General features: G+C 69.5%; 15 protein-coding genes. 6 read left to right on the forward strand and 9 right to left on the reverse strand.

The genetic code is table 11. The features are described from left to right. The first annotated feature begins 158 nt into the window (after positions 1-158). Genes VN779_RS21355 through VN779_RS21370 form a run of 4 tightly spaced genes read left to right on the forward strand, consistent with a single transcriptional unit; the run spans position 159 to position 3,269 of the window. A complete protein-coding gene (locus VN779_RS21355; RefSeq protein WP_325726128.1) occupies positions 159-515 on the forward strand; it encodes a DUF6317 family protein in 357 nt (118 codons plus the stop codon). Further along, a complete protein-coding gene (locus VN779_RS21360; protein ID WP_325726132.1) occupies positions 512-1,885 on the forward strand; it encodes a hypothetical protein in 1,374 nt (457 codons plus the stop codon). The genes VN779_RS21355 and VN779_RS21360 overlap by 4 nt, the downstream gene beginning before the upstream one ends. Further along, positions 1,882-2,601: a hypothetical protein gene (locus VN779_RS21365; RefSeq protein ID WP_325726134.1), complete on the forward strand. Its 720-nt coding sequence runs from the start codon at positions 1,882-1,884 to the stop codon at positions 2,599-2,601. Before VN779_RS21360 ends, VN779_RS21365 begins: the two co-directional genes overlap by 4 nt. Further along, a complete protein-coding gene (locus VN779_RS21370) occupies positions 2,598-3,269 on the forward strand; it encodes a hypothetical protein (RefSeq protein WP_325726136.1) in 672 nt (223 codons plus the stop codon). Before VN779_RS21365 ends, VN779_RS21370 begins: the two co-directional genes overlap by 4 nt. 13 nt (positions 3,270-3,282) lie before the next feature. Here VN779_RS21370 and VN779_RS21375 read toward each other — a convergent pair whose 3' ends face one another. The 4 genes from VN779_RS21375 to VN779_RS21390 are packed head-to-tail and all read right to left on the reverse strand — an operon-like array spanning position 3,283 to position 6,543. Then, positions 3,283-3,558, reverse strand: coding sequence for a ferredoxin (locus tag VN779_RS21375; RefSeq protein ID WP_325726138.1), 276 nt, complete (start codon positions 3,556-3,558; stop codon positions 3,283-3,285). Then, complete coding sequence (locus VN779_RS21380; RefSeq protein WP_325726140.1) at positions 3,555-4,877, reverse strand: NADH-ubiquinone oxidoreductase-F iron-sulfur binding region domain-containing protein; 1,323 nt, start codon at positions 4,875-4,877, stop codon at positions 3,555-3,557. The genes VN779_RS21375 and VN779_RS21380 overlap by 4 nt, the downstream gene beginning before the upstream one ends. Before the next feature lie 5 nt (positions 4,878-4,882). Then, positions 4,883-5,503, reverse strand: a complete 621-nt coding sequence (locus VN779_RS21385; RefSeq protein ID WP_325726141.1) for a ferric reductase-like transmembrane domain-containing protein — start codon at positions 5,501-5,503, stop codon at positions 4,883-4,885. Next, positions 5,500-6,543: an FAD:protein FMN transferase gene (locus VN779_RS21390; RefSeq protein WP_325726143.1), complete on the reverse strand. Its 1,044-nt coding sequence runs from the start codon at positions 6,541-6,543 to the stop codon at positions 5,500-5,502. Before VN779_RS21390 ends, VN779_RS21385 begins: the two co-directional genes overlap by 4 nt. Positions 6,544-6,558: 15 nt before the next feature. On the opposite strand from VN779_RS21390, the gene VN779_RS21395 reads away from it, so the two are divergent. After that, entirely contained in the window at positions 6,559-6,858 is a 300-nt protein-coding gene (locus VN779_RS21395; RefSeq protein ID WP_325726145.1) for a hypothetical protein, read from the forward strand. A 119-nt stretch (positions 6,859-6,977) separates the two neighbouring features. On the opposite strand, the gene arfB is transcribed toward VN779_RS21395, so the two are convergent. The 5 genes from arfB to VN779_RS21420 all read right to left on the reverse strand — a co-directional run bounded on the left by arfB (position 6,978) and on the right by VN779_RS21420 (position 12,037). Continuing rightward, positions 6,978-7,424 carry an alternative ribosome rescue aminoacyl-tRNA hydrolase ArfB gene (gene arfB / locus VN779_RS21400; RefSeq protein WP_325726147.1) on the reverse strand — a complete coding sequence of 149 codons (447 nt, stop codon included), beginning with the start codon at positions 7,422-7,424 and terminating at the stop codon, positions 6,978-6,980. Between the two features lie 197 nt (positions 7,425-7,621). Next, the gene (locus VN779_RS21405; protein ID WP_325726149.1) at positions 7,622-8,206 is read right to left on the reverse strand and encodes a hypothetical protein; all 585 of its coding nucleotides are present in this window, start codon (positions 8,204-8,206) and stop codon (positions 7,622-7,624) included. A gap of 187 nt (positions 8,207-8,393) precedes the next feature. After that, positions 8,394-9,944, reverse strand: coding sequence for an amino acid permease (locus tag VN779_RS21410; protein ID WP_325726151.1), 1,551 nt, complete (start codon positions 9,942-9,944; stop codon positions 8,394-8,396). Between the two features lie 59 nt (positions 9,945-10,003). Beyond that, a complete protein-coding gene (locus VN779_RS21415) occupies positions 10,004-10,954 on the reverse strand; it encodes a hypothetical protein (protein ID WP_325726153.1) in 951 nt (316 codons plus the stop codon). Between the two features lie 372 nt (positions 10,955-11,326). Next, a complete protein-coding gene (locus VN779_RS21420; protein WP_325726155.1) occupies positions 11,327-12,037 on the reverse strand; it encodes a helix-turn-helix domain-containing protein in 711 nt (236 codons plus the stop codon). 111 nt (positions 12,038-12,148) lie between these two features. On the opposite strand from VN779_RS21420, the gene VN779_RS21425 reads away from it, so the two are divergent. Further along, complete coding sequence (locus VN779_RS21425; protein WP_325726157.1) at positions 12,149-13,708, forward strand: MFS transporter; 1,560 nt, start codon at positions 12,149-12,151, stop codon at positions 13,706-13,708. Positions 13,709-13,880: the final 172 nt, after the last annotated feature.

The following is a 13,880-nucleotide window of genomic DNA, read 5'->3' on the forward strand; positions in this document are numbered from 1 at the left end:
GTCGCTCCACCCGCTGTGGATCATCGTCGCGTAGATCCACAGACAGATAATCCGATCCTGCCGATTCGGTTCCGCGACGTCAGCGCGAGGGTCTAAGGTCTACCTGGATTCCCCAGGCGAGGAGGGGGGTTCACAGCCGAACCGGGGAGGCAAACACGGTGGGAAACTTTTTCCAGGTCGACCTCGACGTGCTCCAGCGCATGACCAAGACGCTGGGCGACGCCGGGGATCAGATGGAGTCCGCGCTCAAAGCGATGACTTCGTCGCAAGCGGGGCAGGTCGGCACCGAGGCGCTGAACAAGGCCGCCGACGCATTCCAGCACACCTGGCAGTACGGCCTCGGCCAGCTGCAGCAGGTGATCAAGGAGACGTCCGAGGGCGTCAAGAAGGCGCACGACGCATATAAGCAGTGCGACGACGGCATCGAGCAGGCCATGTCGAAGATCAACAGCCAGGCCATGGGGGCCATCGACCAGGCGGTGCAGGCCGCGGCGGTGCACGGAGGGGCCAAGTGAGCGTGGTCGCGGAAGACGCAACGACGTACCCGAACCTCGGCTTCAACCCGGTACCAGGCGTGCCGGCGGATGTGGAGTCGATGAGCGCCGGCCTGGGGCAGGCGGTGTCCTCGATGCAGGAGTCCGGCTCGCTGCTCGACCAGATGCGCGACGCGGGCAGCGGGGTCTGGCAGGGCGAGGCCGGCGACAAGTTCCGTGAGCACCTGGACACCAAGCTGGTCACCGACCTGCAGCACGCGCACGAGTCGCTCAACAACGCGGTCGGGGTGCTCAAGAGCTGGCACGGGGACCTACTCGGCTTCAAGGACGTGGCGGCCAAGCTGGACCAGGAGGCGGCCGAGGCCAAGCAGGCGGCGGCGCGCGCCGACGAGGCGGTCAAGCAGGCCGAGGCCAATCCGGACCTCAAGCTGGTCGGCCAGTTCTTCAACACCCAGGAGGCGCTCCAGGCCGCCCAGTCGCGAATAGACCAGGCGCAGGGCGCACTGCGGGACGCGGGTTCGGCCGCGCAGAACGCGCACGCCGAACTGGACTCGATCATGAAGCGGGCGCAGGAGCTGGCCGCGCAGCACGAGGCGGCGGCCCGCAAGTACGCGCAGGAACTGGAGCAGGCCACCAAGGGCCTTGCCCCGCACAAGCCGGGCTTCTTCAGCAGCCTGTGGAACGACTTCACCAGCGGCCTGAGCGCGGTGGGCAACTGGGTGAAGAACCACATCGACGTGATTCACTCGGTGCTGTCCACGATCTCCGCGGTAGCCGGCCTGATCGCGCTGTGCACCCCGCCGCCGATCGATGCGATCGCGGGCGCGGTGGCCATCGGCGCCGGAATCGGCGCGCTGGCCTGCGACCTGGCCAACCCGAAGGTGCGCGACGCCGTCGGCGGCCTGCTGACCGGCCACTTCACCATGGACAACCTGAAGAACGCGTCCGCGATGGGCCTGGACGCGCTCAGCCTGATACCGGGCGGGAAGCTCGCGGGCGCGGCGCTGAAGGACGGCGAGGTGGTCCTCAAGGGCGCCGAAGGGATACCGACCCTGGCCGCGAAGCTCCCCGGGCTCGCCCAACTCGGCGGCGACGCGACGCGGGCGTTCGGCGACGCGGCGCAGGCCGGGGTCACCACGTTGGAGGACGGCACCAAGGCGTTCGACGCGGCCGGCAACGTGCTGCGTCAGGGCTCGAATATCGCGCACGGCCTGAGCCTGCCGGTCAAGCTCGGCGTCGGCGCGGCGAACAAGATCTTCAAGCTCGCCGACACCGCCACCGTGGACGGGGCCAAGTCGCTCGCCCAGCTCTCGCAGAACCTTGAGCTCGGCTGGAAAGCCAAGTCCGTGGTGAGCAGCCTGTACGGCGACGTGAAGCAGGCGGTGTCGTGAGCACGCTCGGCAATATCCTCGACTCCGCTCCCGACACGGAGGATCCGGACGCGCTCAACTGCTGGGTAGAGCTGCCGCCCGGCTACTTCCCGCTGCCGCTCGACGACATCGACAACGCCCTGGCCACCGCGGAGGCGAACCTGCGCGAGCTGGCTCCGGAGGAACAGCGGCCGCTGCTCGCCGCGGTGGTGGGCACGCTGATGGTGCTGCTGGAGCAGTTGCAGGAGCGCAACGCCGCGTACTGCGGCATCGGCTGGCACACCGCCGAGGACGACACGGTCGTCCCCTCCAGCCTGGTGGTCTCGATCCAGCCATTCCCGCACAAGCGCAACCCGCGCCTGGTGATCAAGGACCTGGTCGAGGCGCGCGCGGAGGCCGGCGAACACGGCCAGGTCGACGTGGTCGACCTCAGCCGCGGCCCGGCGCTGTTCTTCGAGAGCGTGCTGACCCTGCCGCGCCCGCAGCTGCCCGGCCAGCCGCCGAACGAGCAGCCGGACGCCGAGGTCTACCAGCTCCAGGCCCTGGTGCCGAGCGCGGACGGCCGCAAGCTCGCCGCGATCGACTTCACCACGCCCGACATCCCACATGGACCGAGATTCCGGGCCATGATGGTGCTCATGGCCGACTCGGTGTCCTTCACCGCTCCTGCGGGGAGCGAGGAGGGCGGGGAGACGGCCAGGTCGATCAGCCAGATCCTTGGAGGACTCGCCCCGTGACCGGCTCGCTCCCGTCGTGGTCGCCGCTCAACGACCCGCAGTTGTCCGCGCAGATTCAGGCCCGGCTCGCCAACGGGCAGGAGAAGACGCGGGTCGAGGCGCAACGCGATTTGTACTTCCTTGAGCGGTTCGAATGGCGCGAGTACCCCGCCAAGTGCGGACGCTGGCATTTGGGCGAGGCCGGGTCGTTCACGCTGACCGGCGGCAGCAACCTTTCGGGGCCGTGGACCAAGATGGACTGGAGCCCGGACTACCGGTGGGTGCTGCTGCTCGATCCGGCCAGCCGGCAGCCGATCGCCGCCCATATCGTCAACGACTGGTGGGTCGAGGATCCGAAGGCGCGTCAGGTCGTGCCGGTAGCCAACGGGGTGACGAGCTTCTGGTTCGCGGGCAACCCCCTGCTCGGCGGAATGTTCACCCCGGCCGGCAACGGCCATCGGGCAGTGTTCGGATACCGCAGCGGGCACTCGGAGGTCGCCAACTTCGTCAACTGGACGAGCGGTCCCGCCCGATTCGAGCAGCTCGCCGCTCAAGCCGCTTCGTGGACCTACACGGATAAGGTGGCGAGCGAATTCGGTCCCTGGCTCGCCGATCAGCCGCAGCAGCCGCCGCGGCCGCGCCGCTTCAGCCGCCTGGCCTGGCAGGCCACTACCCCGACGCAGCCATAGCGCCGAGCGGGCGCTACAGGCGGGCCGCACCCTCGCGCGCGGCTTTATCCAAGCGCAGGGCGAGGGCCGGGCAATCGGTCACCGCCCTGCGTGCGTCTGCGAGCAGCTGTGCGGGGATGGCGCGGTCCGCGATGATCGGATAACCCCATTCGTCCAGCGCTATGTGTTCGCCGAGCAGTTCGGCGCATAGGCCGTGGCCGCTGCATCTCGTCGGGTCCAGCCGCAATCGAGCGCCCGCGCCCGAAGCAGTGCCGGAGTCTGTGGCTGCGTTCGTTGCGTGCATCGTCATCGCCAGTCCTCGTCGGTGCGCGGCGGGTTCATCGGCGAGGGCAGGGGAAGGAACGCGCGGTCGTTCGACGCGACGCACATTCCCTGCCCGTGCCGCCATAGCTCCTCTTCGAAGACTGTCAGGGCGCTGCGCACCAGCCGGATACTTCCGTCCGGGTGATGGCAGGCGCCGCGCCGCTCGATCTGTCCCGCCCAGCGGGACACATCGGCGCGCTCTCGGGCGTGAACGCCCGGCCCCGCGAGTACTCGCAACGCGTGCGCGATGCGTGGCAGACCATTGAGGCACGGCCCGCATTGCCCGGCTGACTCGGCGGCGAGGTACGAAACGACCCGCGCGGTCTCCCGCAGTCCGCAGCAGTCAGCGGGCAACGCCGCCAGCACTCCGGCGCCGAGCGAGGCGCCTTCTGCTCGCAATGCCGCGTTGGTGAGCGGCAGTGCGGTAGCGCGATCCGCGGGCAGCCAGGTGCCGTGGTAGCCGCCGATCAGCACTGCGCGCGGCGCCGATCCGCCTCCGGCGGCGGCCGTGGCGGCATCGAGCCCGAGCAACTCACCCAGCGGGGCGCCGGGCGCCGTCTCGATCACCCTCGGGGTCGCGTTCGGCCGGTGCACCGTCGCCAACAGCGTGCCGGGTTCGTCCGAAGTCCCGGCCGCACGAAACCAGCCGGCTCCGTAGTCTGCGATCAGCGCGAGATGGGCAAGCGTCTCAACGTTCTGCACCAGAGTCGCAGCGCCGCCGATGCCGCGTTCGCTGACGCGCAGCGGCGCGTATCGAGGCAGCGCAAGGCCGCCCTCGATACGGTGCACAACCGCGGTTTCCTGACCGGCGATGAAACGCGGCGCAGCTTCGACCACCGTGACCGGCACGCGGTCGACACCAGCGCGCACTCGCTCCGCGACGGCTTCCCGTACCCGTCTCAGCACCCGTTGATCGGGGTGTATGTATGCGTATGCCTGCCGTGCGCCGACGGCTTCGGCGGCCAGCTGCAGCCCGTCGAGCACGAGATGCGGGTCCGAGTAAAGCAGGGTTCTGTCTTTGCACGAGGCGGGCTCGCCTTCCGCGCCGTTCGCCACGACCACTGCGCCGCCAGCTGCCCGCAATACCGCCTCAAGCTTGCGATAGGTAGGGAATCCGGCTCCGCCCCGACCGGTCAAGCCCGCCGCACGGACCTCGTCTATCAACACCTGGGGCGCGCCCCGATACGAGGCGGGACCGTACAGCGCCCGGTGCTGTTCGAGGCTGAGCGACCGGTCGGGGTAAGGCAGAAGCCGGCGGAAATCGGAGCCTTGGTACACCGACGTATCCGAGGGCTGAGTCGCCATGACGTTCACTGCTGCCTACCCCCGCTGAGTTGTTCGGTCAGGACGGAAACGCGCGCGGCGCGCGGCACATCGTGCGGCCTTCGACCCTCGCTGACCCGCCAGGCCAGCGCCGCGAGGACGGCGAGGACGCATCCGATGCCGAGGCCGAGCAGCCAGCCGCTCTGCATGTCGGTGCTGCTGCCGAGGCTGTGTGCGACGGATACCGGCCAGGAGAGGTAAGCCAGCCAGTGCACCCACCGCCAGGTGCGATGCCCAATCCGGGCGCGAAGCAGGCTCGTGATGATCAGAGCGAGGATGAGGTCGAAGGCGACCGTACCGAGCCCGAGCCACAGTGGCTCGTAAGAGGCGGCGAACGGGATTATCGCGTCTGTGAGGCGGATGTTCACGTAGGAGTCGGCGACCGCGGTGACGATATGGATCGCCAGGAAGGCGACCGAAAGTAACGAGATGCTGCGGTGCAGGCCGACCACGGCGAACCTCGGCAGGCCGGGCAGCCTGCCATGTTTCTGGACCGCGACGCCGAGCACGACGACACCGGTGAGCATGATCAACGACACGACGCCGGTGGCTCGGCTGGTGTACCAGAGCGCGGTACTCGACGTGATGCCGCTCGCCGCGGCGCTCATCTTCCGATTCCAGTCCCAGGCGAGAGCGCCGCGCGCATTCCGCCGCCCGCGAGCGAGCCGACTGACTCAGCCTGCTGATCCGGCGGCCAACCGCCAGTGGTCCGCACCCGCCCGTCCAAGTCCACCAACCGGGCCGCAATCCCCCGCTGCTCGAAGCGCGCGAGCGCCGCACGCCCCCTGATGATCGCGCCGGTCGCCGCGACGTTCGCGGTGAGACAGTCCGGCGCGGTGACCGAGACGGTGCGCCACACGGTCGGCGCCGGCAGTCCGTCGCGCGGGTTGAGGATGTGGTGCAGCACGGCGCCGCCGCGTTCCCAGCGCCGAGCGGTCGTGCTGGAGGTGGCCAGCGCGCCGCCGCGCAACGCGATCGTCTGCGCCGGGCCGGTCGGCGCGTCATCCGGATGACCGGTCACGTCCTGGACCCGCACCCGCCATCCGCCGCGCGGCGCCGGTCCCGCGGTGGCGATGTCGCCGCCCAGTGAGACGAGCACGCCGCAGCGCAGCCGTTGCGCGATCCGCGTCGCCGCCCGGTCCGCGGCCCACGCCTTCGCGGTCGCACCGAGGTCGAGGCGGGTGCCCGGCGGCATACGCAGGCTGCGCGAGGCTCGCTCGAAGGTGATCCGCCGCCATCCCGGCACCGGCCGCGCGCTGAGCGTGATCGCGGGGCCGTTCGGCGCGACCAGCGCGAAATCTCGGTCGTATCCGAGGGCTGACATTGCCTCGCCGACGGTCGGGTCGATGTCGCCGTCGCTGGCGCGCGCCGCGTCCAGCGCCACGCCGATCGCCTCGGTCAGCAAAGGGGAAAGAGTCACCCAGCGGCCGTCAGCGGCGTCGAGCGCGGCCAGTTCGGAATCCGCGCGAAAACGGCTGCACGCGCGGTCGAGACCATCGAGGTCTGATTCGAGGAGCGAACGCGCCGCGGCGAGCCGGCCGGGGTTGGTGACCAGCAGGCTGATTCGGGTGCCGATGGCGGTCCAGTCGCTCGCCCCGACGCGCTCCTCGATCGGCGGGGCGGGCCGGGTCGCGGTGGTGGCGCTCATCACGAACCTCCCGAGGTGACTTGGGCGTTCTGGTTCGTGGACTGCGGGGCCTGGCTGGTGCTGCCGCTGTTGGTCGTGGTGTCGTTACTGGTGCCGCTGTCGCTCGTCGTGCTCTGCGACGTGCTGCCCGATGACGATGATGACGAGGTGGAACTGGACGAACTGTGCGTCGATCCGGGCAACGCGACGGCGAGGGCGACGGCTCCGGCGACTCCGGAGACGCCCACGACGGAGGTAATGGCGTTCACCCGAGCGCGATCGCGCCGCCTGGTGCGCTTCGGCTGGTCGAACATCGCTGCGTACTCCGTCCGCTAGGTCCGCTGATCACTGCTGTATCGCGGTCCACTATCCGCGGCGCTGATGAGCGGCACGCTGGGCTGCGGCGAAGGGGAAGATGAGAAAACTCAAGGAAGTTGCTGAGAGCGGACGCCGAGCTACTCCGGAGGCAGTCGGCGCAAACGCTTGATCTGCGAGCGCCGCGTCTTGTCCTCCAGCCGCCGCGCCACCGCCCCCTTCGACGGCTTGGTCGCCCGCCGCGCCCGCGGCGCAGCGGCGATCGCCTCGGCGAGCAGCGCGGCCAACCGGTCGCGGGCGGCTTGGCGATTGCGCAGCTGAGAGCGGAATTCCGCGGCGGAGATGGCGAGTTGACCGTTCGTCAGGCGGCGCTCCAGCCTGGCGAGCGCTCGGGCCTTGAGTTCGGGCGGCAGCGCGGACGAACCGGCCAGGTCGAAGATCAGCTCGGCCCTGCTGTCGGTCGTGTTCACGCCTTGGCCGCCGGGCCCGGACGATCGGGAGAAGCGCCAGTTCAGCTCGTGCGCCGGAATCACCACGGCGGCGGTGACGCGCAGCGGTCCGGAGGCAAGGTCCTCGTCCGAAGGCATGACCCGCTCCCCCCACGTTTCGCGATCACCAGACGACGGCGCAGTCTACGGGCATCGATGGCCGGCGGCCAGGGACTTGTTCGCAAAGCGCGGCGCCATCTCGTTCCCGACATCTCGTCCGCGACAAGCAACGGTCGCGCCGGCCGGATGGTTGGACCCGGGCGGCGCGACCGTGAGCGCTTGTGCGAGGCGCCTGACTACAGCGACGGCAGGCCCGGAACCGGGAGCGAGCCGACTCCCGGAACACCGGGCAGGCCTGGCAGACCCGCCGCGCCCGGAAGCGAGGGCGCGCTGGGAGCGCCAGGGAGCGAAGGCAGTGAGGGCAGGCTCGGCACGCCGGGCAGGCTGGGCGCGGCCGGGAGGTTCGGCGCGGAGGGAAGCTGCGGCGCCGCCGGGAGTTGCGGCGCCGCGGGAAGCGACGGGGCGCCTGGCACCGATGGCGCGCCGGGTGCGGACGGTGCGCCGGGTGCGGACGGTGCGCCGGGTGCGGACGGCGTGCCGGCCGTGGCGCAATCCAGGCTCTTAATCGCGTCGTTGAGCTTGTTGGCCTGCGCGACCTGCGCCGTCGCGCCGGCCAGATCAGGCGGGGTGGCCAGCAGGCTCTTCGCCGCCTGGGTCAGCGTCGCGGAGTAGTCCGCGAGCAGGCCCGCGCAGGTGGACGGGGAGACCTGCTTCGGCCCCTGCGCGCCGTTCGTCGCCGCCTCGGCTGCGGTCGCCCCGCAGAACGCCGTGGTTCCCGCGATGGCGAGGGTCGCGATCCAGCGAGCGTGTCGCTTCTGCACTGTGGTCCTCTTTCGGGCTGGTACCCCCCTCGGGTTCCGCAAGGCAGGTACCCGCTCCGGCCCGCGCCGCCGACTTCCGCCGTTGACATTCATCCGCTTGCCAGTTAAGTCGTACAACTCACCCGGACAGCAGCGGTCCCCGGCGTGGAGTTGGGAAGCTGCGCCACGCCGGGGACCGGATGATCCGTCAGATCAGCTCGTTCTCGAGCGCCGCGAGTTCCTCGGGCGTGCCATAGCTGATCGGGCCGTTGAACGTGCGCCGGGCGGTGACGAACCACCAGACCGCGGAGATCAGCAGCACCACACCGAGCGCGAGCGGCGCGTAGTTGAAGTTGTGCGCAGTGATCGGGTTGGCCTGCGGCAGCAGGAAGACCAGGCTGCTGATCACCACCCAGATCACCGCGATCAGGGCCACCGGCTTGCCCCACTTGCCCAGGTTCCACGGACCGGCCTCGAACTCCTCGCCGCGGCGCAGCCGCAGGAAGATCGGGATCGCGTACGAGCCGAACAGACCGATCACGTTCACCGACACGACCGCGGTGAAGGCCACCGTGGACCACAGCGACGGCAGCACCAGGATGAACGCGCCGACCGCGGCGAACCACACGCTCTTGACCGGCGTGCCCGTGCGCGGGTTGACCGAGTGCCACAGCCGCGAGCCGGGGATCGCGCCGTCCCGGGAAAACGCGAAGATCTGCCGCGAGTTGCTGGTCAGGTTCGCCATGCCGCAGAACAGCAGCGCGCCGATCACGATCAGCAGCAACAGCTTGGCCAGGCCGCCGCCCACCGCGTCGAGCACGATCTGCGCCGAGGCGAAGCCGGTGCCGCTGCCTGCCTCGTTACCGTAGTTCTGCACGGAGAACAGCAGCGCCAGCAGCAGCACGAAGCCGCCGATGCCCGAATACGCGATCGAACGTACGATGCCGCGAGGCGCGGAGAGCGCCGCACTGCTGGTCTCCTCGGTCAGGTGCGCGCTGGCGTCGAAGCCGGTGAACACCCAGGAGATGGACAGCAGGCCGATCATCGTCGCATACAGCCCGCTGGAGAATCCGGTCTGGTTCTCGAACTGGGTGAACACGAACGAGGCGGACTGGTGGTGCGACGGCTTGAACACCAGTACGGCTGTGATGATCAACGCGCCTACCAGCAGCCACCACACCGAGATGCGGTTGAGCAGCCCGACCAGCTTGACCGTGTAGGTGTTCGCCAGCGCGTGCACCAGCAGGATCACCGCGAAGATGCCCAGCGTGGTGTACTTCGTCGGGCTGTAGCTGGGCGATTCGACGCCGATCAGCACGTTGATGAAGCTGGCGGCGGCGAAGTCGGTGGCCGCGGTTCCGGCGATCTGCCCGGCGAAGTTGAGCCAGCCGGTGAACCAGGACCAGGCCGCGTTGTGCCGCTTGGCCAGCTTCGCGGCCCAGTAGTAGAGCGCGCCCGAGGTCGGATAGGCGGAGCAGACCTCTGCCATCGCCATGCCGACGAACAGGATCAGGGTGGAGACCACGATCCAGCCCCAGACCAGGGTGCGCGGGCCACCGGCACCGAAGCCGACGCCGAAGCCGGTGAACACTCCGGCGATGATGTTGATGATGGTGAAGGAGACCGCGAAGTTGTCGAACCAGGTCAGCCGGCGCGACAGCTTGCGCGGATAACCCAGCTCGTGCAGCCGCTGGTCATCGTCGAGCAGCGCGGCCCCGGCGGACCGTTGATCCTGTGACGCCCGTGTCGTGAAAGACATCTCAGCGCTCACTTTCTCGGTATTTGCTCTGTGGGTGGGTGGGTGCGAAGCGGTGGAGCTTAAGGGGTGCGGACCCGGCAACGCTGGCGGGCGCGCGTGAGCTGTTCGACGGGATCACCGAACAGCGACCACGGATGGGTGGAGGCGTAGGGGCCCATGGCGCGGAACACCTTGGCCGCCTCCCAGAGCCGGTCGCCCATGTAGAGGGCGTGTGCGAGCACCGAGAAGTCCGCGACCGGCACCAGCGGCTCGCGCTCCACGGCGCGGAACCAGCCGTCGAACACGTGCATCGAGGTGAACAGCGCGTGCTGGTCGGTCCACTGGCGGTCGGCGAACTGGCCGCGGGAAGGATCGTCGCGCAGGTCGCGGTAGTGCTCCACGTATGCGGTCAGCGGCAGGACCTGCAACGCGCAGTCGGCCGGGCTGTGCAGCGAGACCCAGCGCGCGACCTCCCACATCGCGTCCGGGCTGCCGCCGTAGCGGGGATAGAAGCAGGCCAGCAGCCGGTGGTGCGCCTCGCGGCCGAGCGGGTCGCGCTCGCGCGCCTCGCCGAGCAGATCCCACGGGCCCGGCGAGGTGACGCCTTCGGGTCCGGGCACCTTGGCGTGGCCGAGCCGGGCGAGGGCAAGCAGCCCGACCCACGGCGTCGGGTCAGGCGGATCAGCGTCCGCGCACACCAGGCAGGCGCGCTGGGCCAGGGCGGCCAGATCCCCGGCGCGTTGGTCGCCGGAGTCGGCCGCGCGCAGCGCCCGCGCCACCGCGGTGCGCGCGTAGATCAGCAGGGCATCAGGGTTCGATGGTTCATCGGACAGCCAACGCTCCGCGACGTCCAGCCCGGCGGCCACCGAGGCGAGCACCAGCGAGCGCTGCGCGCGCAGTTCGAAGTCGCCGCGGGTGGCGGCGATCAGCGCGCGCGCCTCGTGGAACCGGCCCGCCTTCAGGTCCAGGGCCACCTGGGCCAGATCGCGATCCGCACCGGCCGGGTTCCATACGAAGGCTGGTTTGCTCACCGCGCCTCCCGGTCGCGGAGCCGAGCGCGCGGGCCTGCTATCGCACAGGCACTCGTGATCGGCACAGCGGCTCCCGGCTTGCTCGGCGGTGCGTTCCAGTGACAGATCCGGTCAAACGCAGGACACGATATCAACAACGGCAGCAGGTGAAAGCAGGCACCGAATTCGGCACGTTACGTGCGTGCAATCTGTAGCTCACAGTGCAGGTCGAGCGGTGTTTGGCGCGGCGCGAGGGTGGCGTCGCCGGATGCGATCAAGGTGGCGGCACCGACTCGGAGCGATCATGATCAGGGCACGTCGATTGTGATTGATGACAGCCGTGATGATCGAGTACGAAGATCACTACCGCAGGATGCTGTCTACCGCCGGAGATCAGAGGTCTTGCTGACGCCTGACGTCGACATGCGCGCTACCGCGCCGGTAGCGCGGCCAGCACTGCATCGCCGAATGCAGATCGTCGTCGCCCAGCTCCGGCTCGGTCAGCTCGGTCACGCCGTCGCGGCTCGCACTTAGCCCGTCCAGCACCATCGGCACGTATCGCCGCCAACCGCCGTCGCGCACGCCGTGGGTGAACTCCACCGTGGCCGAGATCATCAGCTGCACGGCCATGATGTCCGTCGCGCGGAAGTCCGCACGCAATCGGCCCTGCTCCTGCGCGCGCTCGACCAGTCGCTCCATCATCGGCTTGATCCGGTCCCGCATCTGGGCGATCCGGTCGCGGCCGTAGGTCTCCGAGAGCATCACGTCGCGCAGCCCGAAGTCGGCGGCCTGGACCTCGGCCATCCTGGTCAGCAGCCCCACCAGGCCCTGCCACGCGTCGGGGTTCGCCAGCGCCTGCTCGGTCAGCTCGAGGATCTGCGCGAAACCCTCCTCGAACAGCGCGTCGATCAGCGCCTCCTTGTTCGGGAAGCGGCGGTAGACCGTGCCGACGCCGAGGCCGGCGTGTTTGGCGATCTCGTCGAGGGTGGCTTCCAGCCCGCGCTCGGCGAAGACCTCCTTGGCCGCGACCAGGATCCGCTGCCGATTGAGCTCGGCATCGCGGCGCAGCGGTCGGGGGGCGGCGGGCGGCGTGGTCGGGTCCATGGCGCGGCAGTCTACCTCCGGCGAAAAACAAGTGGAGGTCTTTCCTCCGGTTCTATGATACGCTCACCGATAGATGTGGAGAACCATCCTCCAGATACGTGGGGACAGCTCATGACTGACACCACTACGGGCAACTCCGAATCCCCGGGCCGCACCGGCTCCGGCGCGGTCGACGCAAGGCCCCTCGGCGCGACGCCGACGCCGGCCGGAAACCTCCCGGCCGAGAATCCGCACCACGCGCGGCGCTGGCTCATCCTCGCCGTGATCGGTATCGCCCAACTGATGATCGTGCTCGACGCGACCATCGTGACCATCGCGCTGCCGGACGCCCAGAAGGACCTCGGCTTCGGCAACGGCGACCGGCAGTGGATCGTGACCGCGTACTCGCTGGCCTTCGGCGCGCTGCTGCTGTTCTTCGGCCGGCTGGCCGACCTGATCGGCAAGAAGAACACCTTCATCATCGGCCTGATCGGCTTCGGCCTCGCCTCCGCCCTGGGCGGGGCGGCGCCCAACTTCGAGGTCCTGGTCACCGCACGCGCGCTGCAGGGGGCGGCCGGCGCGATGCTGGCGCCAGCGGCGCTCTCGCTGCTGACCACCACCTTCACCGAGCCCAAGGAACGTGGTACCGCTTTCGCGGTATTCGGCGGAATCGCCGGCTCCGGCGCCGCGATCGGCATGCTGCTGGGCGGGCTGCTCACCGAGTACTTCAACTGGCGCTGGACGCTGTTCGTGAACGTCGCGTTCACGGTGGTGGCGCTGGCGGGAGCCGTCGTCTTGCTGCACACTCAGCGCTCTGAGAATCGCCCGAAGCTGGACCTGTTCGGCACCGTCACCATTTCCGGCGCACTGTTCTGCCTGGTCTACGGCTTCTCCAACGCCGCCTCGCATCCGTGGAGCGCGCCGTCCACCTGGATGTTCCTGGCGGTCGCCGCGCTCGGCGTGGTGATCTTCACCTGGTGGCAGACCCGCGCGTCACACCCGCTGATGCCGCTGCGCATCCTGCTCGACCGCGACCGCGGCGGCTCGTTCGCGGCGGTGTTCATCACCGGCGCCGGCATGTTCGGCGTCTTCCTCTTCCTCACCTACTACCTGCAGATCATGTTGGGGTACTCGCCGGTCAAGACCGGCCTGGCCTTCCTGCCGATGGTGTTCGTGCTGATGGCCTCGGCGACACTGGCCACCACGCGGCTGCTACAGACCGTCGGCGCACGCCCGCTGGTCGCCATCGGCATGGCGCTGTCCGGTGCCGGCATGGCCTGGATGACCGGGATCGACGTCACCACCAGCTACCCCACGCACATCCTCGGCCCGCTGCTGGTCATCGGGATCGGCATCGGCCTGGTGATGGCCCCGGCGATGAACGTCGCCACCTTCGGGGTGAACGCGGACGACGCGGGCGTGGCCTCGGCGCTGGTCAACACGATGCAGCAAGTCGGCGGCTCGATCGGTACCGCACTGCTCAACACGCTGGCGACCGCCGCGGCGACGAGTTACCTGGCGGGCAAGCGGCCGACCCCGCTGGTCCTCGCGCACGCGCAGCTGCACAGCTACATCACCGCGTTCTGGTGGTCGGCGGGAATCTTCGCGGCCGGCGCGATCATCTGCGGCCTGCTGCTGCGGCCCGGCGTGCATACCAACGAATCGGACGCGGCGCCCGCGCTTCACGGATAGAAGCCCGAGAGCGTGTTTCGAAACTAGCGGCGGATAAGGCCGCGGCGTCTGGCGCGTGCGATCGCAAGGCGGAGGGTCGTTCTCGTACCGGGCGTACGCGGACGATCCGACAACGCAGCGAGCGTGCGTGGCAGGCGCCGCGGCCCCGGCGAGACTTTCCAACACGCCCAAG

This window comes from Actinocrinis sp. (assembly GCF_035605935.1).
In the GTDB taxonomy this organism is placed as follows: domain Bacteria; phylum Actinomycetota; class Actinomycetes; order Streptomycetales; family Catenulisporaceae; genus Actinocrinis.